Source organism: Geobacillus thermoleovorans (assembly GCF_001610955.1).
GTDB classification, from domain to species: Bacteria; Bacillota; Bacilli; order Bacillales; family Anoxybacillaceae; genus Geobacillus; species Geobacillus thermoleovorans.
Genome location: NZ_CP014335.1, coordinates 1 through 25,624, shown reverse-complemented (window position 1 = coordinate 25,624; position 25,624 = coordinate 1). Strand labels below are relative to the sequence as shown.

Genomic DNA, 25,624 nt, shown 5'->3' with positions numbered 1-25,624 from the left:
AAATACGGCCGCGTTTTCAGCCATCGCTGCGAATTTGTTATACAAGGATAGAGTTTAGATGGGCAAATTCATTCGTTTTCTCCTTTCTTTCTAAACAAACTTTTTTTGAAATAACAATATACATTTTTTTTAAATTTTACATATTAAAGGATTGACGCTTAATGGAAACACTGATATGATTAGGTTGTAGGAAATTTGTCGAATATTGACGAATAAACGACAAAAAACTTTTTTGCGGAGAGGAGAATCGACGATGAAATCGACAGGGATCGTGCGTAAAGTCGATGAGTTAGGCCGCGTCGTCATTCCAATTGAGCTGCGACGTACGTTGGATATTAACGAAAAAGATGCGTTGGAAATTTATGTTGACGATGACCGCATCATTTTGAAAAAGTATAAGCCGAACATGACGTGTGTCGTCACCGGCGAAGTGTCGGACGACAACTTCAAACTGGCCGGCGGCAAAATCATTTTAAGCCGCGAAGGCGCAGAAATTTTGCTGCAGGAGATCCAACAGCATCTAGAAGCAGCAACAGACAAAGAAAAAGAATAAAAAAGTTTCTCTGGCTTCAGAGAAACTCTTTTTTTTCTTCTTCTTGCTGTTGATGATACTGCCGATAAACGTCGCGTTTCGACATATTTCGATCACTGGCCGCCTGTTTCACCGCCTCCTTGACGGAAAGGCTGTGCTCGCGAATATAATAATCGACATGTTCGACAAGCGAAAGCGGCTGCCACCATTCCTCTCCCTCTTGCTCTTGTTTATTCCCGTCTCGCGCCCCTTCGACAATGAGGCAAAATTCACCGCGGGTGTCATGTTCTTCCGCCCAGGCGACCGCATCGCTTAAATCGCCGCGGATGAACTCCTCAAACCGTTTCGTCAACTCGCGGCCAAGAGCGATGCGCCGATTGCCGAATATATCATACATAAGAGCGAGCGTTTCTTTCAAGCGGTGGGGCGCCTCATAAAAAATTAACGTCTCCGCCGCTGTTTTTAATGACAGCAGCTGCTCTTTTTTCTCTTTTTTCGCCCGTTCCAAAAAGCCGACAAACAAAAAGCGGTCCGTGGGCAGCCCGGAGGCGACAAGCGCTGTCAATGCCGCGTTCGCTCCAGGAAGAGGGACGACGCGGCAGCGCTCGGCAAGCGCCGCAACAATAAGCTCATAACCCGGATCGGAAATGCCGGGCATCCCGGCGTCGCTCACCAATGCCACCGTTTTTCCTTCCTTCAGCCATTCGACAAGCTGCCGGCCGCTCGCGTATTTATTATGCTCATGGTAGCTGACGAGCGGCGTATGAATGCCGAAATGGGCGAGCAGCTTTTTCGTCTGCCTTGTGTCCTCGGCGGCGATGACGTCAGCTTCCTGAAGCGTCCTAACCGCACGAAACGTCATATCCTCCAAATTGCCGATCGGCGTCGGCACGATGTACAGTGTCCCTTGCTCCGTTTGTTCGGTAAAACTTTTTTGCTGCCAAAGCATCCTTGTTCCGCCCCTTTAAGATGAAATAATGCCATATAAGATCCGCTTCGTCTCCTCAGTATATTCGTTATTCTCATTATACACGACAAGCGGAGGCAACACTTTTAAGTCCGGGCTTGCGTCTTTTGTCCCTTCAATTAAAATCATGTTCGCCTCTTTGCCCTCTTTCGGGTACACAAAGCGGAGCCGTTTCGGCTCAAGACGGTATTGGCGCATGAGCGTCACAAGATCAAGCAGCCGCCCGGGCCGGTGGACGAACGCCGCCTTCCCTCCTTGCTTCAACAGCTGGCTGCTGACTCGAATCACATCCTCTAGGGTGCAATAAATTTCATGGCGGGCGATGGCGATATGTTCATTTTTGCTCAGTTCGTCTTTGCCGACTGCCGGAAAATACGGGGGGTTGCACGTGACGACATCGTACCGGCTGTAACCGATCCGTTGCGGCGCTTCTTTAATGTCGCCGTGTATGATCTCGATTTGTCCTTCAAGCCCGTTGTATTGCACGCTTCGCCTCGCCATGTCGCAAAGCCGTTCTTGAATTTCGATGCCGATGATCGTCCCTTTTGTTCGCCGGCTCAACAAGAGGGGAATCACCCCGTTGCCCGTGCACAAATCAACAATCTGCCCCTTTTGAATCGGCATATAGGCAAAATGAGCAAGGAGCACGGCATCAAGGGAAAACGAAAATACAGATGGACTTTGAATGATGCGGAGCTCTTCGTTAAACAAATAATCGAGCCGTTCATCCTCGTACAATTCCACCATGACGCACGATCCTCCATTGAAAAAAATAACCTTTCCGAAACGGAAAGGGTGGCGCTGCCTTTAGTTTTTGTTCAAAAACGACAAGCAAAACAAACAATCGCCCTCGGTGCGAATGCTTCCGTAATGGATGTGACAAATATGAAACCCTTCTTGGTAAAGGCGGGCTAAATTGTCATACCCTTCGCCAATGTCGATGAGTTTTTTGCCATGTTTGTCCCCTTTTCGTTTGCCTTCTTCCCATGCTTCTGACAATTGTTCAAGCCGACGGCGCAAATGAGCATTTTCGATTTGCAGCTGGTGATTCTCTTCTAACAGCTCCGTTACGCGCTGTTTCAGCTGCACCAGCTCGCGGTAAAAATAACTAAGTTGCTCTTCCATATTGGCCACTGATCGAAACACTTCTTTTTTATCTACTTTTTCCACTGGCCCCACCCCAAATTAATCCGCGACGCGAATGGACAACGTCCCGTTTTTCATCAGCTCATCGAGTGTATATTCGACGACCCGTCCGAATTCTGGAAGCTCGATTTGCAACACCCGCTCTAAAATGTTCAAGCCGACGACTTTGCCGAAGCCGTGCGGTGTTTCGACATATTCCCCTAAATCCGGGAGTTGTTCTTTCGCCGTCTCATACTCTTCGTTTTCATATTTCAGGCAACACATCAGCCGGCCGCACAGCCCGGAAATTTTCGTTGGATTGAGCGACAAGTTTTGATCTTTCGCCATTTTGATCGACACCGGTTCAAAATCGCCTAAAAACGTCGAACAGCAAAGCATGCGGCCGCACGGCCCGATGCCGCCAAGCATTTTCGCCTCATCGCGCACCCCGATTTGCCGCAGCTCGATGCGCGTGCGGAAAATCGACGCTAAGTCTTTCACAAGCTCGCGGAAATCGACGCGCCCATCGGCAGTGAAATAAAAGATCACTTTATTGCGGTCAAACGTATATTCCACATCGACGAGCTTCATTTCCAGCCCGTGCTCCTCCACTTTGCGCAAGCAAATGTCATACGCCTCGCGCGCCGCCTTTTTGTTTTCTTCTACAATCCATTTATCTTTCTCATTCGCCACGCGGATCACTTTTTTGAGCGGCAGCACGATGTCGTTTTCGTCGACTTGTTTATTGGCGATGACGACTTTTCCGTACTCAATGCCTCGGACCGTCTCGACAATGACGAATTCGCCGACGGGAATAACGGCATCGCCAGGGTCAAAATAATAAATTTTCCCTGCTTTTTTAAAACGGACGCCGACTACCGTATACAACGGCTCTCCCTCCTTTACCGCTTTAATTGAAGAACGAGCTGCTCAACAAGCAACGCTGTGCTCATATTTGTTGTATTTAAACGCGTTTTCGCTTGTAAAATCGCTTCCATGCCAGCCAAAATCCGCCGCTGCGGGCAAGCAAGCGCCCATCGTTGCAGGCGGTCCAGCTGATCGCGGTATAACACGCCGTCCATCTGCCCGGCTTGAATATGCAATAAATCGCGGTATAAATATAAAAGCAAATCAAGTCCAAGGTCAAGCTGATGGTTTTCCAAAAAATGCGGAAACAAGCGGTCGTGGATGAAAAACAAAAGCTGCAGCTCCGGCTTGCCCAGCATCTCATACCATTGTAGCACTAATGTTCGCGCCTCGGCAAACCAACTATCTTGGGCAAGCGCCAGTGCTTCCTCGAAGCTGTTTGTCAAATGGGCAGCCAACAGCGCCAACGGCAACGGCACGTGCTCCTCGACAAGTCCCTGAGCGAGCTCTGCCGGCGGCAACGGCCGGAACGAAAGCACTTGACAGCGGGAAACGATCGTCCCTAGCAGGCGGTGGTATTGCTCAGTCAGCAATACCGCCACCGTCCCCGGATGCGGCTCTTCCAAAAATTTCAGAAGGCTGTTGGCAGCGCTTGTCGTCATTTGATCGGCGTGCTCAACGATGTACATTTTTTTATCCGACTCGACCGCTGTTTTCGAGAACTCTTGCTGCAGCCATTCGATTTGTTCCTTTTTGATTGATCCTCCGTCTGGGCTGATCACCCGGACGTCAGGGTGGTTGCCGGAGTCGATGCGCCGGCAGTTGCGGCACTCCAGACACGGGGAAACTCCGATTGGGGACAGACAAAACAAACGTTTCGCCAACAACAAACTGGCCGCTTTTTTGCCCGTCCCCCGCTGCCCCTCAAACAAGTACGCATGAGAAATCCGCCCTTTTTCCAAGCCGCTTTGCAGCATTTTCGCCACCACCGGCTGGCGTTTCGCTAGCTGTTCCCATCGCATCGCCATCACTCTTCCTTGATTTCTTATTTCTATTCTATCATGTCCACTAGGAATCATCACGGTCGGATTCATGGAAATGGCGCTGTCATCTTCCTTTCAAACGGGAAAGCACCGCGGCCGTTGTTTCAGCGAATACATCATCAAGCGGGCGGTTCGCGTCGATGACGACAATGCGGTCGGCAAACCGTCTGGCGAGTTCCCGATACCCTTCTCGCACCTTCTCATGAAAAGACAACGTTTCAAGGTCAAGCCGATTCACTTCCCGGCTGCGGTTTCGTCGGATTCGTTCAAGCCCAATTTGCGGATCGATATCAAAATAAATCGTCAGCGACGGCATATACCCATCAATAGCGAACTCATTAATTTTCCATACTTCCTCAATGCCAAGCCCGCGGGCAAATCCCTGGTAGGCGAGGGAACTGTCAACAAACCGGTCGCAAAGGACGACGCACCCAGCCTCAAGCGCCGGCACGATTTTCTCAAGCAAATGCTGCCGGCGCGCCGCCGCATACAAAAGCGCCTCCGTCCGCCCGTCCATTTCCGTATAATCACGGTTTAAAATGATTGAGCGAATCGCCTCGGCAATGCGCACCCCGCCCGGTTCCCTCGTCGCCACGACGTCAATCCCCCGCTCACGCAACAACGACTCCAATTTGCTGATCATCGTCGTTTTGCCGGCTCCTTCCGGCCCTTCAAACGAAAAAAAGCATCCGTTCATCACTCGCGGCATCCTTTCCATCCTTCCTATTCGTATACAACCAGCTGACCATCTTTCAGCCGGCTTCCGCCTTGTATGTGCGCCCGCTGACAAAGAAGCTGGCGGATCTGTTCAATATGGCCGCGGCCGATCCGTTCTCCGACCCACACGAGCGGCACCCCAGGCGGATATGGAATGACCGTTTCCGCCGCTATATATCCTTCAGCTTCCTCGAGCGCCACAGCTTTTGTCCGCAAATGGCGCAGTTCATTATACGGGACTAAAACCGATAGCGGCGGTCCGAGAAAAGGCGAAGCGTCACACACCGGCGCCTCGCCATCTGGCAAATCGCGCCACGCTCGTTTGATTTTCTCCGCTGCTTCCTGAAGCCGCCCGGTTACCGCCAGCGGGCAAACGAAAAGCACGTTCATTCGATCAGCAAGCTCGACAAACACCCCTTCGCGCTCAAGCCAACGTTGCAGTTCATACCCGGTCAAGGAACAGCGCGTCTGCACCGTTACTTTCAGCGGGTCGGTCTGTACGCCAAAATGGCGGGAACAAACGACTGCCACCCCGTCAATATCGGCCAAGGCTGCTTTAAACTTCTCAATTTCTGCCACGATCGCCGCCGCATCGCTTTTTGAAAGCTGGGCGACATAACTCCGCGCCAAATCGAGCGACGCCATAATCGGGTAAGACGGGCTGCTTGACTGAAACAACTGCAAAAAATATTTCAACCGCTCAAGCTCAACCCGCTCGCTGTTTACATGCAAAAACGCTCCCATCGTCATCGCCGGCAACGTTTTATGCGCCGACTGCACGACAACATCGGCGCCATAGCGAAGCGCCGATGTCGGAAAAGGGGGGCCGACAACGAAATGGGCGCCATGCGCCTCATCAACCAGCACCGGAATGCCATGTTCATGAACTAGACGGACGATTTCTGTCAAATCGGCGGCCATTCCATAATAATTTGGGTTCGTCAATACAACCGCAGCAACATCATCATGAAGCGCCAACGCCTCTTTGACCGCTTTAGGACGAATGTGCGAAGCGACACACACATCACGATCAAACTCGGGAGCAAGTAGAACAGGAGTGGCTTCCATGAGTTGCAATGCATGCATCACCGATTTATGGCAATTGCGTTGTACAATCACTTTCTTCCTCTTTCCATCACACACGGCGGCGATCATTGCCAAATTCCCTGCCGTCGAACCGTTCACAAGGAAAAACGTCTCCCTAACGCCATACAGCTCCGCCGCCAGCGCCTGCGCCTCGGCAATCACCGACTCAGGATGATGCAAGTCATCCAAGCCGGAAATTTCCGTCGCATCCAACGCCAACAGCGGCGCAAACATATCTCTCCCTCGTTTCGAAAACAAAGCGCCGTATTTATGTCCCGGCACGTGAAACGAAACCGGGCGGCGCGCCCAATGGTGCACGAGAGCGTCATATAAAGGAGTTTTCGTTTGATCCATCATCATCCTCTTTCCTTGCTGTCTGTCCCAGAACGGCCATCATCCGGGCAGACTGCCGAAATGCATGGGATATGCAGGAGAAACATCAAACATATAGTATCACAAACGCCCGAAAAAACGCACGAGTCGCGTCAATCGCAAATAAAAACAGGCCCAAATGCAGGCCCTGATTACGAGTGAATTTTCGATGTAAACATTTTGCGCAGCTGCCGCACATAAAACGAGTAGTTCGGGTCGTCCGTATTCGTTTGCACAATCGCCCGGTTGCAGTCCAAACAAAGAAAATGGCCAAAAAGGAAAATCCCTTCCTTTTTTTCCTGTTCACAAACGATGCATACATGTTCGCGTTGATTCCGGTCTGCTATTGATGTCCTCACGCTCTCCACCTCCCATCCTCTATGTTTCCCACATTGCTAACATTCTATACTAGTAGATGAAAGGAAGAGAGACATTGAGCGGGTCCTTATCGTTTTTTCCTCAAAAAACGAAAACAGCCAATTGCACCAATGCAACTGGCTGCTCGTTTATTGCCTAGCAGCGACCTACTCTTGCAGGGGCGCTGGCCCCAACTACCATCGGCGCTGGAGGGCTTAACTTCCGTGTTCGGGATGGGAACGGGTGTTTCCCCTCCGCCATAGCCACTAGGCAATGATGATCATCTTGGACAGTAATTATTATATCCATCCTGTTGGATTTGTCAACAGGATGTTCATTCCCTCAAAACTAGATAACCGTTGGAAGAAGCCGCTCATAGGTCAAGCCCTCGATCGATTAGTATCCGTCAGCTCCACGTGTCGCCACGCTTCCACCTCGGACCTATCGACCTCGTCATCTTCGAGGGATCTTACCCGCTTTGCGCGGTGGGAAATCTCATCTTGAGGGGGGCTTCACGCTTAGATGCTTTCAGCGCTTATCCCGTCCGCACATAGCTACCCAGCGGTGCCCCTGGCGGGACAACTGGTACACCAGCGGTGCGTCCATCCCGGTCCTCTCGTACTAAGGACAGCTCCTCTCAAATTTCCTCCGCCCGCGACGGATAGGGACCGAACTGTCTCACGACGTTCTGAACCCAGCTCGCGTACCGCTTTAATGGGCGAACAGCCCAACCCTTGGGACCGACTACAGCCCCAGGATGCGATGAGCCGACATCGAGGTGCCAAACCTCCCCGTCGATGTGGACTCTTGGGGGAGATCAGCCTGTTATCCCCGGGGTAGCTTTTATCCGTTGAGCGATGGCCCTTCCATGCGGAACCACCGGATCACTAAGCCCGACTTTCGTCCCTGCTCGACCTGTCCGTCTCGCAGTCAAGCTCCCTTGTGCCTTTGCACTCTCCGAATGATTTCCAACCATTCTGAGGGAACCTTTGGGCGCCTCCGTTACCTTTTGGGAGGCGACCGCCCCAGTCAAACTGCCCACCTGACACTGTCTCCCACCCCGCTAAGGGGTGCGGGTTAGAATTTCAATACCGCCAGGGTGGTATCCCACCGTCGCCTCCACCGAAGCTGGCGCTCCGGCTTCCCAGGCTCCCACCTATCCTGTACAAGCGATACCAAAATTCCATATCAGGCTGCAGTAAAGCTCCACGGGGTCTTTCCGTCCTGTCGCGGGTAACCTGCATCTTCACAGGTAGTATAATTTCACCGGGTCTCTCGTTGAGACAGCGCCCAAGTCGTTACACCTTTCGTGCGGGTCGGAACTTACCCGACAAGGAATTTCGCTACCTTAGGACCGTTATAGTTACGGCCGCCGTTTACTGGGGCTTCGGTTCGCACCTTCGCTTCCGCTAAGCGCTCCCCTTAACCTTCCAGCACCGGGCAGGTGTCAGCCCCTATACGTCGCCTTTCGGCTTCGCAGAGACCTGTGTTTTTGATAAACAGTCGCTTGGGCCTTTTCACTGCGGCTCTTCAGGGCTCTTCACCCCAAAGAGCACCCCTTCTCCCGAAGTTACGGGGTCATTTTGCCGAGTTCCTTAACGAGAGTTCTCCCGCGCGCCTTAGGATTCTCTCCTCGCCTACCTGTGTCGGTTTGCGGTACGGGCACCTCTTCCCTCGCTAGAGGCTTTTCTTGGCAGTGTGAAATCGGGGACTTCCGGATTACTCCGTCGCCGTCACCGCTTAGCCTTATGATCCGCGGATTTGCCTGCGGATCAGCCTCACGGCTTGGACAGGCTCTTCCAGCCGCCTGCTCGCCCTATCCTCCTGCGTCCCCCCATCGCTCAAACGGGAAGAAGGTGGTACAGGAATCTCAACCTGTTGTCCATCACCTACGCCTTTCGGCCTCGGCTTAGGTCCCGACTAACCCTGAGCGGACGAACCTTCCTCAGGAACCCTTAGGCTTTCGGCGCAGAGGATTCTCACCTCTGTTTTCGCTACTCATACCGGCATTCTCACTTCTAAGCGCTCCACCAGTCCTTCCGGTCTGGCTTCTCTGCCCTTAGAACGCTCCCCTACCGATGACCAACGGTCATCCCGCAGCTTCGGCGGCACGTTTAGCCCCGGTACATTTTCGGCGCAGAGTCACTCGACCAGTGAGCTATTACGCACTCTTTAAATGGTGGCTGCTTCTAAGCCAACATCCTGGTTGTCTCGGCAACTCCACATCCTTTTCCACTGAACGTGCACTTCGGGGCCTTAGCTGGCGGTCTGGGCTGTTCCCCTCTCGACCACGGATCTTATCACTCGCGGTCTGACTCCCGGGCATAAGTCATTGGCATTCGGAGTTTGACTGGGTTCGGTAACCCGTTTGGGGCCCCTAGCCCAATCAGTGCTCTACCTCCAAGACTCTCAAACCCGAGGCTAGCCCTAAAGCTATTTCGGGGAGAACCAGCTATCTCCAAGTTCGATTGGCATTTCACCCCTACCCACACCTCATCCCCGCACTTTTCAACGTGCGTGGGTTCGGGCCTCCAGCCGGTGTTACCCGGCCTTCACCCTGGACATGGGTAGATCACCTGGTTTCGGGTCGACGACGACGTACTCACACGCCCTGTTCAGACTCGCTTTCGCTGCGGCTCCGCCTCTTCGGCTTAACCTCGCACGCCATCGTCACTCGCCGGTTCATTCTACAAAAGGCACGCCATCACCCATCAACGGGCTCTGACTACTTGTAGGCACACGGTTTCAGGTTCTCTTTCACTCCCCTCCCGGGGTGCTTTTCACCTTTCCCTCACGGTACTGGTGCACTATCGGTCACTAGGGAGTATTTAGCCTTGGGAGATGGTCCTCCCTGCTTCCGACGGGATTCCTCGTGTCCCGCCGTACTCAGGATCCGCTCGGGAGGGAACGAAGTTTCGACTACAGGGCTCTCACCTTCTCTGGCCGGCCGTTCCAGACCGGTTCGTCTACCCCGTCCCTTTCTCACTCCCATCGTGAGCGGTCCTACAACCCCAAGAGGACATGCCTCTTGGTTTGGGCTGTTCCCGTTTCGCTCGCCGCTACTCAGGGAATCGCGGTTGCTTTCTTCTCCTCCGGGTACTAAGATGTTTCAGTTCCCCGGGTGTGCCCTCCATGCCCTATGGATTCAGGCATGGATACTGCCCCATTACGGACAGTGGGTTCCCCCATTCGGACATCTCCGGATCAACGCTTGCTTACAGCTCCCCGAAGCGTTTCGGCGTTTGCCCCGTCCTTCATCGGCTCCTAGTGCCAAGGCATCCACCGTGCGCCCTTTCCAGCTTAACCTATTGCGCTCTCGGCTTCTTCCTTTGCTTTATCGGTTATCTAGTTTTCAAGGAACGAAGTAGCTCCTTTGAATTCGCTTCTTCGCTGGTTTGCGTCGAGGAATTCGGCTTCTCCGAATCCGCTTGTAGACGCAGACGCAAACGAGACTGCTTCTTGAATTTGCTTCTCTGCAGTCTTGCATCGAGGAATCTTGCTTCCCTGAACCTGCTAGCAGACGCAGGCACAGACGCAAAGCAGCTCCTTTGAATTCGCTTCTTCGCTGGTTTGCGTCGAGGAATTCAGCTTCTCCGAATCCGCTTGTAGACGCAGACGCAAAGCAACTACGTTGAAACCTCTTACCTTGATATGGTGGAGCCTATCGGGATCGAACCGATGACCTCCTGCTTGCAAAGCAGGCGCTCTCCCAGCTGAGCTAAGACCCCATCCAATGGGCCTAAGTGGACTTGAACCACCGACCTCACGCTTATCAGGCGTGCGCTCTGACCAGCTGAGCTATAGGCCCATATACACATTGCAAGGAACAATAAGTTCCCTCAAAACGAAACAAGGCTGCTGCCTTGAGTCAGCTTCTTTGCGGCCTTGCGCCGAGGAATCCAGCTCCGCTGAATCACTCGCAGACGCAGGCGCAAAACAACCGAGAGAATAACCAATTCCCTCAAAACCAAACAAAACAGCAAGCGTCATTATAATCAAACCATTCGATTTTGTCAATAACATCCTTAGAAAGGAGGTGATCCAGCCGCACCTTCCGGTACGGCTACCTTGTTACGACTTCACCCCAATCACTTGCCCCACCTTCGGCGGCTGGCTCCCGTAAGGGTTACCTCACCGACTTCGGGTGTTGCAAGCTCTCGTGGTGTGACGGGCGGTGTGTACAAGGCCCGGGAACGTATTCACCGCGGCATGCTGATCCGCGATTACTAGCGATTCCGGCTTCATGCAGGCGAGTTGCAGCCTGCAATCCGAACTGAGAGCGGCTTTTTGGGATTCGCTCCCCCTCGCGGGTTCGCAGCCCTTTGTACCGCCCATTGTAGCACGTGTGTAGCCCAGGTCATAAGGGGCATGATGATTTGACGTCATCCCCACCTTCCTCCGACTTGTCGCCGGCAGTCCCTCTAGAGTGCCCACCTTCGTGCTGGCAACTAGAGGCGAGGGTTGCGCTCGTTGCGGGACTTAACCCAACATCTCACGACACGAGCTGACGACAACCATGCACCACCTGTCACCCTGTCCCCCCGAAGGGGGAACGCCCAATCTCTTGGGTTGTCAGGGGATGTCAAGACCTGGTAAGGTTCTTCGCGTTGCTTCGAATTAAACCACATGCTCCACCGCTTGTGCGGGCCCCCGTCAATTCCTTTGAGTTTCAGCCTTGCGGCCGTACTCCCCAGGCGGAGTGCTTATCGCGTTAGCTGCAGCACTAAAGGGTGTGACCCCTCTAACACTTAGCACTCATCGTTTACGGCGTGGACTACCAGGGTATCTAATCCTGTTTGCTCCCCACGCTTTCGCGCCTCAGCGTCAGTTGCAGGCCAGAGAGCCGCCTTCGCCACTGGTGTTCCTCCACATCTCTACGCATTTCACCGCTACACGTGGAATTCCGCTCTCCTCTCCTGCACTCAAGTCCCCCAGTTTCCAATGACCCTCCACGGTTGAGCCGTGGGCTTTCACATCAGACTTAAGGGACCGCCTGCGCGCGCTTTACGCCCAATAATTCCGGACAACGCTCGCCCCCTACGTATTACCGCGGCTGCTGGCACGTAGTTAGCCGGGGCTTCCTCGTGAGGTACCGTCACCGCGCCGCCCTCTTCGAACGGCGCTCCTTCGTCCCTCACAACAGAGCTTTACGACCCGAAGGCCTTCTTCGCTCACGCGGCGTCGCTCCGTCAGGCTTTCGCCCATTGCGGAAGATTCCCTACTGCTGCCTCCCGTAGGAGTCTGGGCCGTGTCTCAGTCCCAGTGTGGCCGGTCACCCTCTCAGGCCGGCTACGCATCGTCGCCTTGGTGAGCCGTTACCTCACCAACTAGCTAATGCGCCGCGGGCCCATCCGCAAGTGACAGCCAAAGGCCGCCTTTCAACCAAAGACCATGCGGTCTTCGGTGTTATCCGGTATTAGCTCCGGTTTCCCGGAGTTATCCCGGTCTTGCGGGCAGGTTGCCCACGTGTTACTCACCCGTCCGCCGCTGACCAAATCAGAGCAAGCTCCGATTTGGTCCGCTCGACTTGCATGTATTAGGCACGCCGCCAGCGTTCGTCCTGAGCCAGGATCAAACTCTCCAAAGAAAGTTGATTGGCTTTTCGGATTGTCCAGCTTCGGCCAAAGCGGCCTCCGCTTTTCTTATGACGCTTGCGTTTTGTTTAGTTTTCAAGGAACTTGTTTATCTTGCACACTTTTATCATTATACATATCATTTAATTTGCTGTCAACATATCTTTCATGAACAGCGACATTAATTAATATAATGCATTGTCATATAAAAGTCAATAACTTTTAAACAAAAAAATAAAAGGCATCTTGAATAATGATGCCTACAAAATATATCGGTCAATCACGATTAACGCTGCCGCTCCAGGGAGGCCAAGAAATCCGCAAACGATTGAGGTGACGAGGTTAATCGGAATATGGATGTTAAAATGCCCGCCGATGGCGTTGATGACAAACAGCGCGAGCGCCCCGACGATCAGGCGGATAGCAGCGTAGCCGATCAGGCGAAGCGCTTTGAGACGGGCGCCGACGATAAGCAAAACGGCGATAAGCGCTAGCAACACGGTAATGACGACTTTCGGCTCCAACGTTTGAACCCCCTTTTTGCACGCTTGTACTACCAACGTATGAGAAACAGGGGAAAAAAGAACAAAAAAATAAGGAAGTTAACGCACTTCCTTAAGTGTGATGCGGCGGTGCTTCGCTTCGCGGAGGAGGAAAAAATATTTGGCCTCAGCGAGTTGCAATGCGCTCAGCACCTCCGGAGACGGATCGACGCTTTTTTCGATGAGTTGTTTCTGCTCAAGCCATTCAGTTCTAGCCTTTTGTAGTTCAGCCATTAACTTCTCATCAAATTGTCTCTTTAGTTTCCCCTTTCGCCGCCATAACAAACCGATCCCCACCTTCTTTCTCTCTATAGCTCACGGCGCCCTTCCAACGCCTTTGATAACGTCACTTCGTCCGCATACTCCAAGTCGCCGCCGACCGGCAAGCCATGGGCGATGCGGGTGACTTTGATTCCTGTCGGCTTCAACAGGCGGGAGATGTACATCGCCGTTGCCTCTCCCTCGATGTTCGGGTCGGTCGCTAAAATCACCTCTTGGACCGTCTCATCCTGCAATCGCGTGAGCAGCTCGGCGATTTTAATATCTTCCGGTCCGATGCCTTCCATCGGCGAGATGGCCCCGTGCAACACGTGGTACAGGCCATTGTATTCTTTCATCCTCTCCATGGCGATGACATCTTTCGGATCCTGAACAACGCAAATCGTCGTCCGGTCGCGCCGCTCGTCTTTGCAGATGTAGCAAGGGTCTGTATCTGTAATATGTCCGCAAATCGTGCAATAATGAATATGCCGCTTGACATCAACGAGCGCTTTGGCAAACTCAAGCACGGTGTCTTCTTTCATCGCCAGCACATGAAATGCAAGGCGGGCAGCCGTTTTCGGGCCGATGCCGGGCAGTTTCATAAAACTGTCAATCAACTTCGATAGCGGTTCTGGATAATGCATACGCCCCCCCTAGAACAACCCTGGAATGTTAAGTCCTTTCGTAAACTGCCCCATCATTTCATTAGCCAACTCATCCGCTTTTTTCAACGCATCGTTTGTCGCTGCCAAAATCAAATCTTGCAGCATTTCAATATCGTCTGGGTCGACGACTTCCTCTTTAATTTTTACTTCCAAAATTTGTTTATGACCGTTAGCGACAACGGTCACCATGCCTCCGCCCGCCGTGCCTTCCACCGTTTTTTCCGCCAACTCTTCCTGCGCTTTTTGCATTTCTTTTTGCATTTTTTGCATTTGTTTTAACATTTTTTGCATATTGCCCATTCCGCCACGCATCATCTTGGCATCCTCCTTTAAACGGTTTATTCTTTAATTTCGATCAGCTCTTCGCCAAACAGCCGCTTCGCTTCGGCGATTAACGGATCTTCTTCGCTTTTTTCCACCATGGCGTCCTTATTGCGGATGAACTCTTCTCTTATTTTTCCCCATTCTCCCTCCGGAATGGCTACCATTTCAAAGCGGCGGTTTGTCAGCTCAAACAAAATCGCTTCGACGTTTTCTTTGACCGAACTTGTGGGATCGGTCGCCATTTTGCAGTGGATTTCGTATTTGAATTTTAATACAAACGCTGAGGCGCTCGCTGCAACCGGCTCGCTCTCTTGCAGCAAGGCAGCGTGCGACACTTTATGCTGCCGTTTCAACGTGTCGAGCACATCCGCCCAGCATCCTTTCACCAAAGCTAAATCTTCATGCGTCGCCTGTTTCAACAGCTCGTAAATGCGGCCAACCGGGGCTTTATATCCCCCCGTTTTCATCGGTTTGGACAGTTTTTTCACCGGCGCGGCGGTCGACGGAGGGGCAGCAGGCGGTTGTTCCTTCAGGCGCCGCAATTCCGCCTCCAGCGTTTCAATCCGCTTTATCAACGGTTCCAACTCGGAAGCCGACAGCGACGGGGCGGCGGCTGATGGATGGCAAAGTTTCACAAGCGCCACTTCCAACAGAAGGCGTGGGTGGTTTGTCCACTTCATCTCTTGCTGGCTTTTGTTCAGCAACTCGATGGCCTCGTATAAATTGGAAACCGGAATCATTTCCGACAGTGAAGTGAACGCTTCGTCAACGACAGCAATTTGAATCGCTCCCTCCACATAGGGAGCGGTTTTGTACAGCAATAAATCGCGATAGTACAAAATCAAGTCTTCAACCAAACGATGCGGATCTTTCCCTTGCGCCATCATCGTTTCCAACTGCTGAAGAACCGCCGCTGTATCTTTGCGGTGGATGGCTTCGATGAAGCTCGATAAGGCGGCAAATGATGCAGCCCCGGTCATCGCCAGCACGTCGTCGAGCCGAAGTTTCCCGTCGCTGAACGAAATGGCTTGATCAAGCAAGCTGAGCGCATCGCGCATCCCCCCGTCTGCAGCACGGGCGATGGCGGACAATGCCTCATCGGACGCCTCGACACCTTGGGCGCTTGCGACATACTTTAGCCGTGAAACGATCGCCGGAAGCGGGATGCGGCGAAAATCGAACCGTTGGCAGCGGGAAATGATCGTCGTCGGAATTTTGTGCGGCTCGGTCGTGGCCAAAATGAAAATGACGTGTTTCGGCGGCTCCTCCAACGTTTTCAACAGCGCGTTAAACGCACCGATCGACAGCATATGCACCTCGTCGATGATATACACTTTGTAGCGGGCCGACGTCGGCGCAAATTTCACCTTCTCACGGATATCACGAATTTCATCGACGCGGTTGTTGGAAGCAGCGTCAATTTCCAGCACATCGGGAACCGTTCCATTCGTAATGCCGAGGCAAGCTGGACACTCATTGCATGGCTCCGCCGCTGGCGCCTGTTCACAGTTGACCGCCTTGGCGAAAATTTTCGCTGCGCTCGTTTTTCCTGTACCGCGCGGGCCGGAAAATAAGTAAGCGTGCGATATTTTATGTTGAAGCAGGGCGCTTTGCAACGTCTTGGTCACGTGTTCTTGGCCGACCATGTCCGCAAAGCGCTGCGGCCGAAACACGCGATATAACGCTTGGTATGCCACGGAAAACGGCCCTCCTCTTTCTCTCGTCCTATCTATTATATAACTTCCTATTGCAATTTGAAATAACAAAAAACCCACTCGCCATGAGTGGGTTTTGTTCCCTATCGCTATGTAAGGCCGTGCACCTTCTGTCGATTAGCTGCCCCGAGCGTTGCTCAAGCAGTTAGCTCAGCCCAGGCGTCCCCGCGGCACATGGGAGCATCCGCTTACTGCTGCTTCCTTCCGGACCTGACAGGGTTCACGGAATCCCATTGCGCGGGACCCAGACGTCAACACCACTTGCTTGAGACAGGCCTCGCAACAGACTAACCTCGAGAAGGAATTCAGCCTCGCTAGAGCGGATTGCGAGTACAGGGCACCGCTACCTCCCCGCTTAGCACGGCACTATCAGTATAGCTCGTTAGCGGAAAAAATGCAATGTCAATCGACGGAATTTTCGTTGGCACTCCCGCCAACATTTCTCTTTTGTTCGCGCAATCGTCGAAAAAATTGGCTCAACAGCGAACCGCACTCGTCAGCAAGCACCCCGCTTACCACCTTAACCTGATGGTTAAATCGGCTTTCCTGCAATAAGTTCATCAATGTCCCAGCGCACCCTCCCTTTGGGTCAAACGCGCCAAATACAACCCGTTCGATGCGGGAAAGAACAATGGCGCCTGCGCACATGGCGCACGGCTCAAGCGTTACGTACAACGTCGCCCGCTCAAGCCGCCATGAACCGGTTGCCCGGCATGCTTCATCGATTGCCAAAATTTCTGCATGAGCGATGGCGCGTTGTTCGGTTTCCCGCAAATTATGAGCGCGGGCGATGACGCGGCCGTCTTGAACGATGACAGCGCCGATCGGCACTTCGCCGATCTGCTCCGCTTTTTTTGCTTCTTCCATTGCCAATCGCATGTAGTACTCGTCGGTGTTCATCGTATACCCCTTCACACAAACGGTCATTTCTCCTTTCTTTTCATCATAGAATATGGAGAATAAAGACGCAACTAGGAGGTCAAGTATGCAAATCCACGTAGTGCAGAGTGGACAAACGTTAAGTGGAATTGCTGAGGCATACGGGACCACGGCGGAAGACATTGTCCGGGCCAACAAGCTTCCAAACCCTGATAAACTCGTTGTCGGTCAGGCGCTCGTGATCCCGATCGTCGGTCGTTTTTACTGGGTGCAGCGCGGCGACACGTTATGGTCGATTGCACGCCGATTTTCGATTCCAATGCAGCGGCTTGCCGAAGTGAATCGCCTCTCCTTAAACGCTCCGCTTAAGGTCGGGCAGCGGCTTTATATACCGCCCGGCGCCAAGCGAAGAGCGGAGTTTAACGCCTATATTGAACCGCGCGGCGCGACTGTCAGCCCAGCGCTGGAGGCGAGCGCTCGCGAAGCCGCTCCGTATTTGACTTATTTGAGTCCTTTTTATTTTGCGATCCGACGCGACGCGACATTGCAAGAGCCGCCGCTTGACGACTTTCCGGATATTGCCCGCGCCAACCGCGTCACGCTCGTTATGGTTGTCGCCAACATTGAAAACGGGCAGTTCAGCGACGAGCTCGGCGCGCTTATGTTAACAAACGAAACGCTGCAAAATCGTCTGCTCGACAACATTGTCGCGACCGCTAGACGGTATGGCTTCCGCGACATCCATTTTGATTTTGAATATTTGCGCCCGGAAGACCGTGAGGCGTATAATGCGTTTTTGCGCAAAGCGAAACGGCGGTTTGCACGAGAAGGGTGGATGATGTCGACCGCCTTGGCGCCGAAAACGAGCGCGACCCAGCGCGGACGTTGGTACGAAGCACACGACTACCGCGCCCATGGACAAATTGTCGACTTTGTCGTGATCATGACGTATGAATGGGGCTACAGCGGCGGGCCGCCGATGCCGGTGTCCCCGATCGGTCCGGTCCGCCGCGTTCTCGAGTACGCCATCTCTGAAATGCCAGCCGGAAAAATTTTGATGGGGCAAAACTTGTATGGCTACGACTGGACGCTGCCATATGTACCCGGCGGCCCGTACGCCCAGGCCATCAGCCCGCAGCAAGCCATCGCCCTCGCCGCAAAGTATAACGTTGCCATCGAATACGATACGGAGGCGCAGGCACCGCATTTTCGCTATCGCGACGAAAACGGACGCGAGCATGAAGTATGGTTTGAGGACGCCCGCTCCATTCAAGCAAAATTTAATCTCGTGAAGGAACTTGGTTTGCGCGGGTCAGCTATTGGAAACTTGGCATTGATTTTCCACAAAACTGGCTGCTGATCGCTGATCAATTTACTGTTGTAAAAAAATAAAGGCATAAAAAACCCGCCGGTCAACGGCGGGTTTTTTTATGATGGGAAACGGCTTTCGGCGGTCAGCCGTTTCAGATGACAATCTCCTCTTATGCGCGTCAGTCCTCTTCATCATCGTCTTGGCCAAGAACAAGACTTCTTGTTCCTCATTGCCAACGTCATTCACTATAACACGGCAGTCGGGAAAAGTCAACCAACGATTTGCCTCAAGCACCTTTTTTTCAGCGAATGACGTCCCGATTCCCCATGTAAGGACGAAGCGCTTCCGGAACGATGACCGAGCCGTCTTCTTGCTGGTAGTTTTCCAAAATGGCGGCGACCGTCCGCCCAATGGCTAGCCCCGAACCGTTTAATGTATGCACGTACTCCGGTTTCGCTTTTGGATCCCGACGGAAGCGGATGTTGGCACGGCGCGCTTGAAACGCCTCAAAGTTGCTGCACGACGAAATTTCCCGGTACGTTCCGTAACTTGGCAGCCAAACTTCAATATCGTACGTTTTCGCCGCCGAGAATCCAAGGTCTCCGGTGCACAAGGCGACAACGCGGTACGGAAGCCCGAGCCGTTGCAAAATCGTCTCTGCCTGGCGCGTCAGCTTTTCCAATTCATCGTACGAGTCCTCCGGCTTTACGAACTTTACCAGCTCGACTTTATTGAACTGATGCTGACGGATCAGCCCTCTCGTGTCGCGGCCGGCCGACCCGGCTTCCGCGCGGAAGCAGGCGCTGTAGGCCGCATAGTAAATCGGCAAATCATCTGCGGCCAAAATTTCGTCGCGGTGCAGGTTCGTCACCGGCACCTCAGCGGTCGGAATGAGGAAATAATCTTCGCTGTCCAAATGGAACGCATCCTCGGCAAATTTCGGCAACTGTCCGGTTCCGATCATGCTCGCCCGGTTCACTAAATATGGCGGCAACACTTCTTCGTAACCGAATTCATCGAGATGGATGTCAAGCATAAAGTTGATGAGCGCCCGCTCAAGCCGCGCTCCTAACCCTTTATAAAAGACAAATCGGCTTCCCGCCACTTTGGCGGCTCGCTCAAAGTCGAGCAAACCGAGCCGATCGGCGATTTCCCAATGCGGCTTCGGCTCAAAGGAAAACGAACGCGGCTCTCCCCATCTCCGCACTTCCACATTGTCCTCTTCTGATTGGCCGATCGGCACTGATTCGTGCGGCACGTTTGGAATTGACAACAACAAGTCGTCGAGTTCCGCCTCAAGCTGGCGAATTTGTTCATCCATCCGTTTAATGCGGTCACCGACTTCGCGCATTTGGGCAATCAGCGGCTCGGCGTCCTTTTTCTCGCGCTTTAGGACAGCGATTTGCTGCGACACATCGTTGCGCTTGCTTTTCAGCTCTTCGACTTCCGCGATCAAGCGGCGGCGGTCTTTGTCCAATTGTTCAAAGCGGTCGATGTTCGTCAAATCCCCGCCGCGCTGCATTAGTTTTTCTTTCACTTCTTCAAACTGGGTGCGCAATATTTTCACATCCAGCATGGCTTTTACCTCCTTTTCCATTCAATATTATACATAAAAAAGCCCCCGTCCCAAAAAAGGGACGGGAGCCATCCCGCGGTGCCACCCTTATTGAAGGCTTGCTATGCCTTCCCCTTTTGCCGTTAACGTCGGCGGCCGAAAACGCCTACTGGCCCTTTGGGCGTTCAACGTTTTGCTCGAGGATGGATTCACAGGAGCTCCCTGCCGGTTCGCACCGCCCACCGGCTCTCTGATAAGGAAGGCATCCCGCTACTCGTTCCTCTCATCGCTTTCGCTTGATCACTTTACTTGAGGCTTGACGCCATTTTCGCTTCTTTGACCATGTTGAGGAAGTATTGCATCAATCGATGATCGTCGGTCAGCTCTGGGTGGAACGAGCAGCCAAGAAACTGTCCTTGTCGAGCGGCGACAATGCGGTCATTGTATGTCGCCAAGACATCGACCCCGTCCCCGGCCTCCACGATATGCGGAGCGCGGATGAAGACGCCGACAAAGCCATCGCCGACGCCTTTAATCGACAGCTCCGCCTCAAAGCTTCCCGCTGCCGACCGAACGAGTTCCGCTCCACCGTAATGTCCATCAAACCTAAGTGCGGCTCGTCGTAACCGACGATTCGTTTCGCCAGTAAAATCAGCCCGGCGCACGTGCCGAACATCGGCTTGCCGGCAGCGGCAAATTGCTTGAGCGGCTCCATCAGCCCATAGCGGTCGATGAGCCGCCGCATCGTCGTGCTTTCGCCGCCCGGCAGCACAAGACCGTCAACCCTTCAAGCTGCTCCGGCTTTTTCACGGATGACCGCCTCGGCGCCGCACGCCTCAATGGCGCGAACATGCTCCCGCACAGCTCCTTGCAGTCCAAGTACACCTATTTTCATCGTTGCTTTGCTCCTTTATTTAGCTTACCAGCCGCGTTCTTGCATCCGGTGCTCCGGCAACAATGTCGCGATATCGATGCCGCGCATCGCGCCGCCCAATCCTTTCGACAAGTGCGCGATCAATTCATAGTCTTCGTAATGAGTCGTCGCCTCTACGATCGCGCGCGGCGGTATTTTCCGGATTTTCCGATTTGAAAATGCCAGACCCAACAAAGACACCGTCCGCACCCAAGTGCATCATCAAGGCAGCGTCAGCCCGGTGTCGCGACACCGCCGGCGGCAAAGTTGACGACCGGCAGGCGGCCAAGCCGCTTGATCTCGCGCAGCACCTCAACCGGAGCCCCGAGCTGTTTCGCCTCAGCGACAAGCTCATCTTCGCTCATGTTGACGACTTTGCGAATTTGCGCGTTCACTTTGCGCATATGGCGCACGGCCTCAACGATGTTGCCTGTCCCCGGCTCTCCTTTCGTCCGCAACATCGATGCCCCTTCTGCAATGCGGCGCGCCGCTTCCCCTAAATCGCGGCAACCGCACACAAATGGAACGGTAAACTGCCGTTTGTCAATATGGAACTCCTCATCAGCCGGGCGTTAATACTTCGCTTTCGTCAATGTAGTCGACACCAAGCGCCTCTAAGACACGCGCCTCAACATAGTGACCGATCCGCACTTTCGCCATGACTGGGATCGAAACGGCGTTCATCACTTCTTCGATCACCGTCGGGTCGGCCATGCGCGCGGACACCGCCAGCGGCGCGAATGTCCGCCGGGGACGCGCTCGAGCGCCATAACCGCGACAGCCCCTGCCGCTTCAGCGATTTTCGCCTGTTCTGCGTTCACGACGTCCATGATGACGCCGCCTTTTTGCATTTCCGCCATGCCGCGTTTGACGCGGTCCGTACCTGTCAATGCCAACGTTGATTCCCCCTATTCCTAATCCTTATGCTTTGCGAGGCATGCAAAAGGACGATTCCACTGTTTTATTTTACCTCAATTTTTACAAAAATCACAATGGAAAAAAGCTCCCCATCAAGGGGAGTCGATTTTACAGCCAGCCTTTCACTGTTTTGGCGACGCTTGTCCATAAATCAACAAAACAGTCCGCCGACCGCGCGCATCGAAAGAAACAAACCAATTGGCTTTTCGACTTCAGCTGTTGTGACAAGCGGCACACGGATGTTTTTTTGCATGTCTGGGCTTAAGAAGGCAAGGGAGTCGTCCCCTTATATTCGAGCGTCATATATCCAACTGTTTCCCCTTTTTTCAAAGGGGCGACTAGCTTTCCTTTCTTTTGTCATTTTTTCTTGTCCAACACATATACAGGTTTGTATTGTTTTTCCTCGCCGTTTTTCACAAGCAGAATTCCAGATTCTTTCCTGTCGCGACACGAACCTCTTTTCTTTCCCTTTCACGACCGGAAGTGTTTCTTTTCCTTTCAGCTGTACCCTTTTGGATAAAGCGTCTCGAGGGAGTATTGGTTGAATCCGTAGTTAAATAGTTTTTCTGTCTCTTTAAAGCGCGCCTCTTTTGTTGTTTTCCCACTCGCATCTTTCGCGTCATGACAACCGAAATCAAGCGGACGCCGTTTCGTTTCGCCGCCCGGTGAAACAGTTGCCGGCAAATTCCGTATAGCCGGTTTCAACCCGTCTACACCTTCGTATCCGTACACAAGCCCAGGCAGCATCCAATTCCAGTGTCCATTTTGATTTCATCTTTTGTTCCTTCCCGGAATACTTTATGAGGAATGCTCGCTGTTTTCAGCCACTTCGGGATGAATCTTTCAGCAACCGGTAGGCAAGCATCGCCCATCGCACGTGCGGACATGACGTTTTCCTCATTTGTGCTTGCCCTTCCGGATGGAATCCTTTTAAATCCTTATTGCTCAACCCTGTGGCATTGACAAAACTTATAATCTTTCAGCCCAAGCTCTTTCGCTTTGTCGTTCATCATTTCACAAAATTTTTCTCCGATCCAGCGATGATCTCAGCAATCGCGACCGTTGCCCCGTTTCGCCGAATAAATGGCCATTGCCTCGTACAGCTCACGCACCGTATACTTGCCATCTTTTCGCAACGGGACATTGGACCAGCGCCCGGTCTTGCGACAGCCGTACACGTAATCGCTTGGCGTGTACATTTGCATCCCATTTGACGCGCTTCGCCTTAATGGCGTCAAGAAGCAAATACTCGGTCATCATTTCGTCATGCTGGCAATCCCAAGCACCGTATCGATATTTTTTCATACAAAATTCTTCCCGTTTGTGCATCCACTAAAATCGCAGCGTCCGCCCGGATGTCAAGCGGGGCGCTTTCCGCCTTCACCGTCTGTTGAAACGGACCAAACGTTAAACAAAGGCAAATCGACAGCAACCAAAACAACCAGTTTTGTTTTCTCCTCCTCACAATGACACCCTCCTCACACAACCGTTATTGTAACATACCGTCGGCCAAAAAAATAGACGGAGGACATGTCTCCGTCAAAGTTGAGCCGATCGGCGCAACTCCGATCAAAAAGCAGAGTAGTTCGGCGCTTCTTTCGTAATTTTGCACGTCATGCGGATGGCTTTCACCGAAGCCCCGCGCTCGTCATGCGGATAAACTGCGTTTTTTCGCGCAGCTCTTCCAAATTGCGGGTTCCACAATAGCCCATGCCGGCGCGCAACCCACCGACAAGCTGATAAATCGTGTCGGCAAGCGGCCCTTTGTATGGAACGCGTCCCCTCGATGCCTTCCGGGACAAACTTTTTCGCATCTTCTTGAAAATAGTCGGTCTTTGCTGCCGCGCTCCATGGCTGCGACCGATCCCATGCCCCGGTACACCTTAAAGCGCGGCCTGGTAAATTTCCGTCTCACCCGGGCTTTCGGAAACACCAGCAAGCAAGCTGCCGAGCATAACCGCATGCGCCCCAGCCGCGATCGCCTTCACAATGTCGCCGGAATATTTGATCCCGCCGTCAGCGATGACCGGGACGCCATGTTTGCGCGCCTCAGTCGCACAGTCGTAGATCGCCGTAATTTGCGGCACACCAACCCCGGCGACAACCCGGGTCGTGCAGATGGACCCCGACCGATTCCGACTTTAATAATGTTCGCCCCAGCCTCAATCAAGTCGCGCGTCCCTTCAGCTGTCGCGACATTGCCGGCGATGATGTTCAAGTCCGGGTATTGGCGTCGGATGTTGGCCACCGTCTCTAGGACGCCTTTCGAATGGCCGTGCGCCGTGTCAACGACAATGACATCAACCCCTGCCTCAACAAGCTTTTTGACGCGAATCATCGTGTCCGCCGTCACCCCGACGGCCGCCCCGACAATCAGCCTCCCTTTCGCATCTTTCGCCGAATTCGGGAACTCAATGACCTTTTCAATATCCTTGATCGTAATTAATCCCTTCAGCACACCGTTTTCATCAACAAGAGGCAGTTTTTCGACCTTGTGTCGCTGCAAAATTTTCTCTGCTTCCTCCAACGTTGTCCCCACCGGAGCAGTGATCAAGTTTTCCTTCGTCATTACCTCGGAAATTTTAATCGAATAGTCTTGAATGAAACGCAAGTCACGGTTCGTAATAATGCCGACCAATTTTTGCTCCTCGGGGTTGTTGACGATCGGCACCCCGAGATCCGATATTTACTCATTAAGTGTTCTGCATCATACACTTGATGATCCGGCGTTAGGAAAAACGGGTCCGTAATGACGCCTCGTTCCGACCGTTTCACCTTGTCGACCTGCTCGGCCTGCTGTTCGATCGACATATTTTTGTGAATGATGCCAAGGCCTCCCTGACGCGCCATCGCAATTGCCATCTCCGCTTCGGTGACCGTATCCATCCCAGCGCTGAGAATCGGGATGTTCAACTGCAGCGTATCGCTCAACTTCGTGGTTACATCAACATCGCGCGGCAATACGTCCGACTTCGCTGGGATGAGAAGAACGTCATCAAACGTCAATCCTTCCTTGGCGAATTTCGCTTCCCACATGTTTTCTCCCCCTTGTCCGGAAATATTATTAGTAGCTTAACAACTGGTTAAACTACTGTCAAGGAATCAAGAAAATGTCCAACTTTTCAGTTATTTCAAGACAATTCTATGTAAGGGGGGTAAAAATGTTCGGAAATCACGGTCAACTGTTTCGCCTTTCTGTTTTCCGCTCGGCCGATACTGCGCAGCAATTTTTGCGGCAATGCTATCAACAGCTGCAGCGGGATGACGCCGTCCAACGCAGTTATGCAAACTGTTACCCATTTTATATTATCTGGAACACGGGCAAAACTTTTACGCCGCTGCCCAGCAGGCGCCGCTGTCCATCAAGCCAGTTCTCTTGTTTTACGGCATGGTGCAGCTCTTAAAAGCATGCCTGCTCACTGTCGACCCCGACTACCCGGAATCAACATCGGTCTTGGCCCATGGTGTATCAGCAAGAAAACGAAAAAAACAGGCTACGAATTTTTAGATGATGAAGTGAAAATACAAAAAAACGGTTTATTCGCACATTTTTCTGAAAAAATGTTTCATGTGAAACAAGAAGCTGGGGAAAAATTTCGCATGGGCACGCTGTTGCAACGAATTGGCGAGTTGCATGAAACGTTTTTTCTTCTAAGCGGCGAAAAAAACCGTTATCCTTGCCTGTTGTACATACTGCTTCGCCGCCGATGCTCGCCATCCCAAAAGTGATTTTGGACCACTACCATATGTCGTTGTCCCGCTTTGTCCAATATCTCTGTGAAGAAGGACAAGGAAAGCGGCTTTCGTTCGCCAAAGAAGAAGGGAATTTCTGTATTTTCATATAGAATCGCCGCTGTCGCCGGCCGGAGAAGGTCCGTTTTTATTCCATCTTGACGGTACA

At 52.7% G+C, this 25,624-nt stretch carries 17 protein-coding genes, 2 tRNA genes, 3 rRNA genes, 1 other RNA gene, 6 pseudogenes and 1 other annotated feature; of the genes and pseudogenes, 3 read left to right on the top strand and 26 right to left on the bottom strand.

Translation table 11 applies throughout. From position 1 onward, the window contains the following. The first annotated feature begins 253 nt into the window (after window positions 1–253). Complete coding sequence (locus GT3570_RS00145; RefSeq protein ID WP_011229546.1) at window positions 254–553, top strand: transition state genes transcriptional regulator AbrB; 300 nt, start codon at window positions 254–256, stop codon at window positions 551–553. 16 nt (window positions 554–569) lie between these two features. Here GT3570_RS00145 and rsmI read toward each other — a convergent pair whose 3' ends face one another. From rsmI to tadA, 20 genes are all read right to left on the bottom strand, one after another. Further along, a complete protein-coding gene (rsmI, locus tag GT3570_RS00140; protein ID WP_014194563.1) occupies window positions 570–1,481 on the bottom strand; it encodes a 16S rRNA (cytidine(1402)-2'-O)-methyltransferase in 912 nt (303 codons plus the stop codon). Between the two features lie 15 nt (window positions 1,482–1,496). Then, window positions 1,497–2,246, bottom strand: coding sequence for a tRNA1(Val) (adenine(37)-N6)-methyltransferase (locus tag GT3570_RS00135; RefSeq protein ID WP_014194562.1), 750 nt, complete (start codon window positions 2,244–2,246; stop codon window positions 1,497–1,499). 60 nt (window positions 2,247–2,306) lie between these two features. After that, a complete protein-coding gene (gene yabA, locus GT3570_RS00130; RefSeq protein ID WP_011229543.1) occupies window positions 2,307–2,669 on the bottom strand; it encodes a DNA replication initiation control protein YabA in 363 nt (120 codons plus the stop codon). Window positions 2,670–2,684: 15 nt separating this feature from the next. Continuing rightward, the gene (locus GT3570_RS00125) at window positions 2,685–3,512 is read right to left on the bottom strand and encodes a PSP1 domain-containing protein (RefSeq protein ID WP_012820432.1); all 828 of its coding nucleotides are present in this window, start codon (window positions 3,510–3,512) and stop codon (window positions 2,685–2,687) included. A gap of 14 nt (window positions 3,513–3,526) precedes the next feature. Further along, complete coding sequence (gene holB, locus GT3570_RS00120; RefSeq protein ID WP_021322628.1) at window positions 3,527–4,519, bottom strand: DNA polymerase III subunit delta'; 993 nt, start codon at window positions 4,517–4,519, stop codon at window positions 3,527–3,529. Window positions 4,520–4,598: 79 nt separating this feature from the next. After that, complete coding sequence (gene tmk / locus GT3570_RS00115; RefSeq protein ID WP_014194560.1) at window positions 4,599–5,231, bottom strand: dTMP kinase; 633 nt, start codon at window positions 5,229–5,231, stop codon at window positions 4,599–4,601. 26 nt (window positions 5,232–5,257) lie between these two features. Continuing rightward, window positions 5,258–6,691: an aminotransferase class I/II-fold pyridoxal phosphate-dependent enzyme gene (locus GT3570_RS00110; RefSeq protein WP_062899077.1), complete on the bottom strand. Its 1,434-nt coding sequence runs from the start codon at window positions 6,689–6,691 to the stop codon at window positions 5,258–5,260. Between the two features lie 170 nt (window positions 6,692–6,861). After that, window positions 6,862–7,068, bottom strand: coding sequence for a sigma factor G inhibitor Gin (locus GT3570_RS00105; protein WP_011229538.1), 207 nt, complete (start codon window positions 7,066–7,068; stop codon window positions 6,862–6,864). A 152-nt stretch (window positions 7,069–7,220) separates the two neighbouring features. Beyond that, window positions 7,221–7,337: ribosomal RNA gene (rrf, locus tag GT3570_RS00100) — 5S ribosomal RNA — on the bottom strand. A gap of 105 nt (window positions 7,338–7,442) precedes the next feature. Beyond that, window positions 7,443–10,372: ribosomal RNA gene (locus GT3570_RS00095) — 23S ribosomal RNA — on the bottom strand. Window positions 10,373–10,718: 346 nt separating this feature from the next. Beyond that, window positions 10,719–10,794, bottom strand: a tRNA-Ala gene (locus GT3570_RS00090). A 6-nt stretch (window positions 10,795–10,800) separates the two neighbouring features. Beyond that, window positions 10,801–10,874 (bottom strand) — tRNA-Ile (locus GT3570_RS00085). A 221-nt stretch (window positions 10,875–11,095) separates the two neighbouring features. Beyond that, window positions 11,096–12,653: ribosomal RNA gene (locus GT3570_RS00080) — 16S ribosomal RNA — on the bottom strand. Together the 16S, 23S and 5S rRNA genes with 2 tRNA genes alongside form the textbook arrangement of a ribosomal RNA operon. 246 nt (window positions 12,654–12,899) lie before the next feature. Continuing rightward, complete coding sequence (locus GT3570_RS00075) at window positions 12,900–13,163, bottom strand: pro-sigmaK processing inhibitor BofA family protein (RefSeq protein WP_011229537.1); 264 nt, start codon at window positions 13,161–13,163, stop codon at window positions 12,900–12,902. Window positions 13,164–13,241: 78 nt separating this feature from the next. Next, window positions 13,242–13,466, bottom strand: a complete 225-nt coding sequence (locus tag GT3570_RS00070) for a YaaL family protein (RefSeq protein ID WP_012820427.1) — start codon at window positions 13,464–13,466, stop codon at window positions 13,242–13,244. A 23-nt stretch (window positions 13,467–13,489) separates the two neighbouring features. Continuing rightward, window positions 13,490–14,086 carry a recombination mediator RecR gene (gene recR / locus GT3570_RS00065; protein ID WP_011229535.1) on the bottom strand — a complete coding sequence of 199 codons (597 nt, stop codon included), beginning with the start codon at window positions 14,084–14,086 and terminating at the stop codon, window positions 13,490–13,492. Window positions 14,087–14,095: 9 nt separating this feature from the next. Then, window positions 14,096–14,419: a YbaB/EbfC family nucleoid-associated protein gene (locus GT3570_RS00060; protein ID WP_020279743.1), complete on the bottom strand. Its 324-nt coding sequence runs from the start codon at window positions 14,417–14,419 to the stop codon at window positions 14,096–14,098. 26 nt (window positions 14,420–14,445) lie between these two features. Further along, window positions 14,446–16,128 (bottom strand): DNA polymerase III subunit gamma/tau, encoded by a 1,683-nt coding sequence (dnaX, locus tag GT3570_RS00055; protein WP_014194558.1) that lies wholly within the window; start codon window positions 16,126–16,128, stop codon window positions 14,446–14,448. 117 nt (window positions 16,129–16,245) lie between these two features. Continuing rightward, an RNA gene (ffs, locus tag GT3570_RS00050) (signal recognition particle sRNA large type) lies at window positions 16,246–16,510 on the bottom strand. A gap of 38 nt (window positions 16,511–16,548) precedes the next feature. Next, complete coding sequence (gene tadA / locus GT3570_RS00045; protein ID WP_011229532.1) at window positions 16,549–17,046, bottom strand: tRNA adenosine(34) deaminase TadA; 498 nt, start codon at window positions 17,044–17,046, stop codon at window positions 16,549–16,551. Window positions 17,047–17,131: 85 nt separating this feature from the next. Here tadA and GT3570_RS00040 point away from each other — a divergent pair. Then, a pseudogene (locus tag GT3570_RS00040) lies at window positions 17,132–18,417 on the top strand (LysM peptidoglycan-binding domain-containing protein). Window positions 18,418–18,638: 221 nt separating this feature from the next. Here the strand turns inward: GT3570_RS00040 and serS are convergent. From serS to GT3570_RS18890, 6 genes and pseudogenes are all read right to left on the bottom strand, one after another. Beyond that, window positions 18,639–19,913, bottom strand: coding sequence for a serine--tRNA ligase (serS, locus tag GT3570_RS00030; RefSeq protein ID WP_011229529.1), 1,275 nt, complete (start codon window positions 19,911–19,913; stop codon window positions 18,639–18,641). A gap of 54 nt (window positions 19,914–19,967) precedes the next feature. Next, window positions 19,968–20,188 (bottom strand) — a binding site (T-box leader). Window positions 20,189–20,197: 9 nt separating this feature from the next. Continuing rightward, a pseudogene (gene pdxT / locus GT3570_RS00025) lies at window positions 20,198–20,787 on the bottom strand (pyridoxal 5'-phosphate synthase glutaminase subunit PdxT). 24 nt (window positions 20,788–20,811) lie between these two features. Further along, window positions 20,812–21,701, bottom strand: a pseudogene (pdxS, locus tag GT3570_RS00020) (pyridoxal 5'-phosphate synthase lyase subunit PdxS). A gap of 130 nt (window positions 21,702–21,831) precedes the next feature. Then, window positions 21,832–23,188: pseudogene (locus GT3570_RS00015) on the bottom strand (D-alanyl-D-alanine carboxypeptidase family protein). A 163-nt stretch (window positions 23,189–23,351) separates the two neighbouring features. After that, window positions 23,352–24,292 (bottom strand): annotated as a pseudogene (guaB, locus tag GT3570_RS18895) (IMP dehydrogenase). Next, window positions 24,292–24,759: an IMP dehydrogenase gene (locus GT3570_RS18890; RefSeq protein ID WP_318258057.1), complete on the bottom strand. Its 468-nt coding sequence runs from the start codon at window positions 24,757–24,759 to the stop codon at window positions 24,292–24,294. Before GT3570_RS18890 ends, guaB begins: the two are co-directional and overlap by 1 nt. A 125-nt stretch (window positions 24,760–24,884) precedes the next feature. Here GT3570_RS18890 and GT3570_RS19310 point away from each other — a divergent pair. Next, window positions 24,885–25,624 (top strand): annotated as a pseudogene (locus GT3570_RS19310) (YaaC family protein); the annotation flags it as partial.

Bases quoted from the DNA above. Each gene is read 5' to 3' on its own strand.
- GT3570_RS00145 (WP_011229546.1), top strand. From the start codon at position 254: ATGAAATCGACAGGGATCGTGCGTAAAGTCGATGAGTTAGGCCGCGTC.
- rsmI (WP_014194563.1), bottom strand. From the start codon at position 1,481: ATGCTTTGGCAGCAAAAAAGTTTTACCGAACAAACGGAGCAAGGGACA.
- GT3570_RS00135 (WP_014194562.1), bottom strand. From the start codon at position 2,246: ATGGTGGAATTGTACGAGGATGAACGGCTCGATTATTTGTTTAACGAA.
- holB (WP_021322628.1), bottom strand. From the start codon at position 4,519: ATGGCGATGCGATGGGAACAGCTAGCGAAACGCCAGCCGGTGGTGGCG.
- tmk (WP_014194560.1), bottom strand. From the start codon at position 5,231: ATGAACGGATGCTTTTTTTCGTTTGAAGGGCCGGAAGGAGCCGGCAAA.
- GT3570_RS00110 (WP_062899077.1), bottom strand. From the start codon at position 6,691: ATGGATCAAACGAAAACTCCTTTATATGACGCTCTCGTGCACCATTGG.
- recR (WP_011229535.1), bottom strand. From the start codon at position 14,086: ATGCATTATCCAGAACCGCTATCGAAGTTGATTGACAGTTTTATGAAA.
- GT3570_RS00060 (WP_020279743.1), bottom strand. From the start codon at position 14,419: ATGCGTGGCGGAATGGGCAATATGCAAAAAATGTTAAAACAAATGCAA.
- tadA (WP_011229532.1), bottom strand. From the start codon at position 17,046: ATGAACACCGACGAGTACTACATGCGATTGGCAATGGAAGAAGCAAAA.
- serS (WP_011229529.1), bottom strand. From the start codon at position 19,913: ATGCTGGATGTGAAAATATTGCGCACCCAGTTTGAAGAAGTGAAAGAA.
- GT3570_RS18890 (WP_318258057.1), bottom strand. From the start codon at position 24,759: ATGTGGGAAGCGAAATTCGCCAAGGAAGGATTGACGTTTGATGACGTT.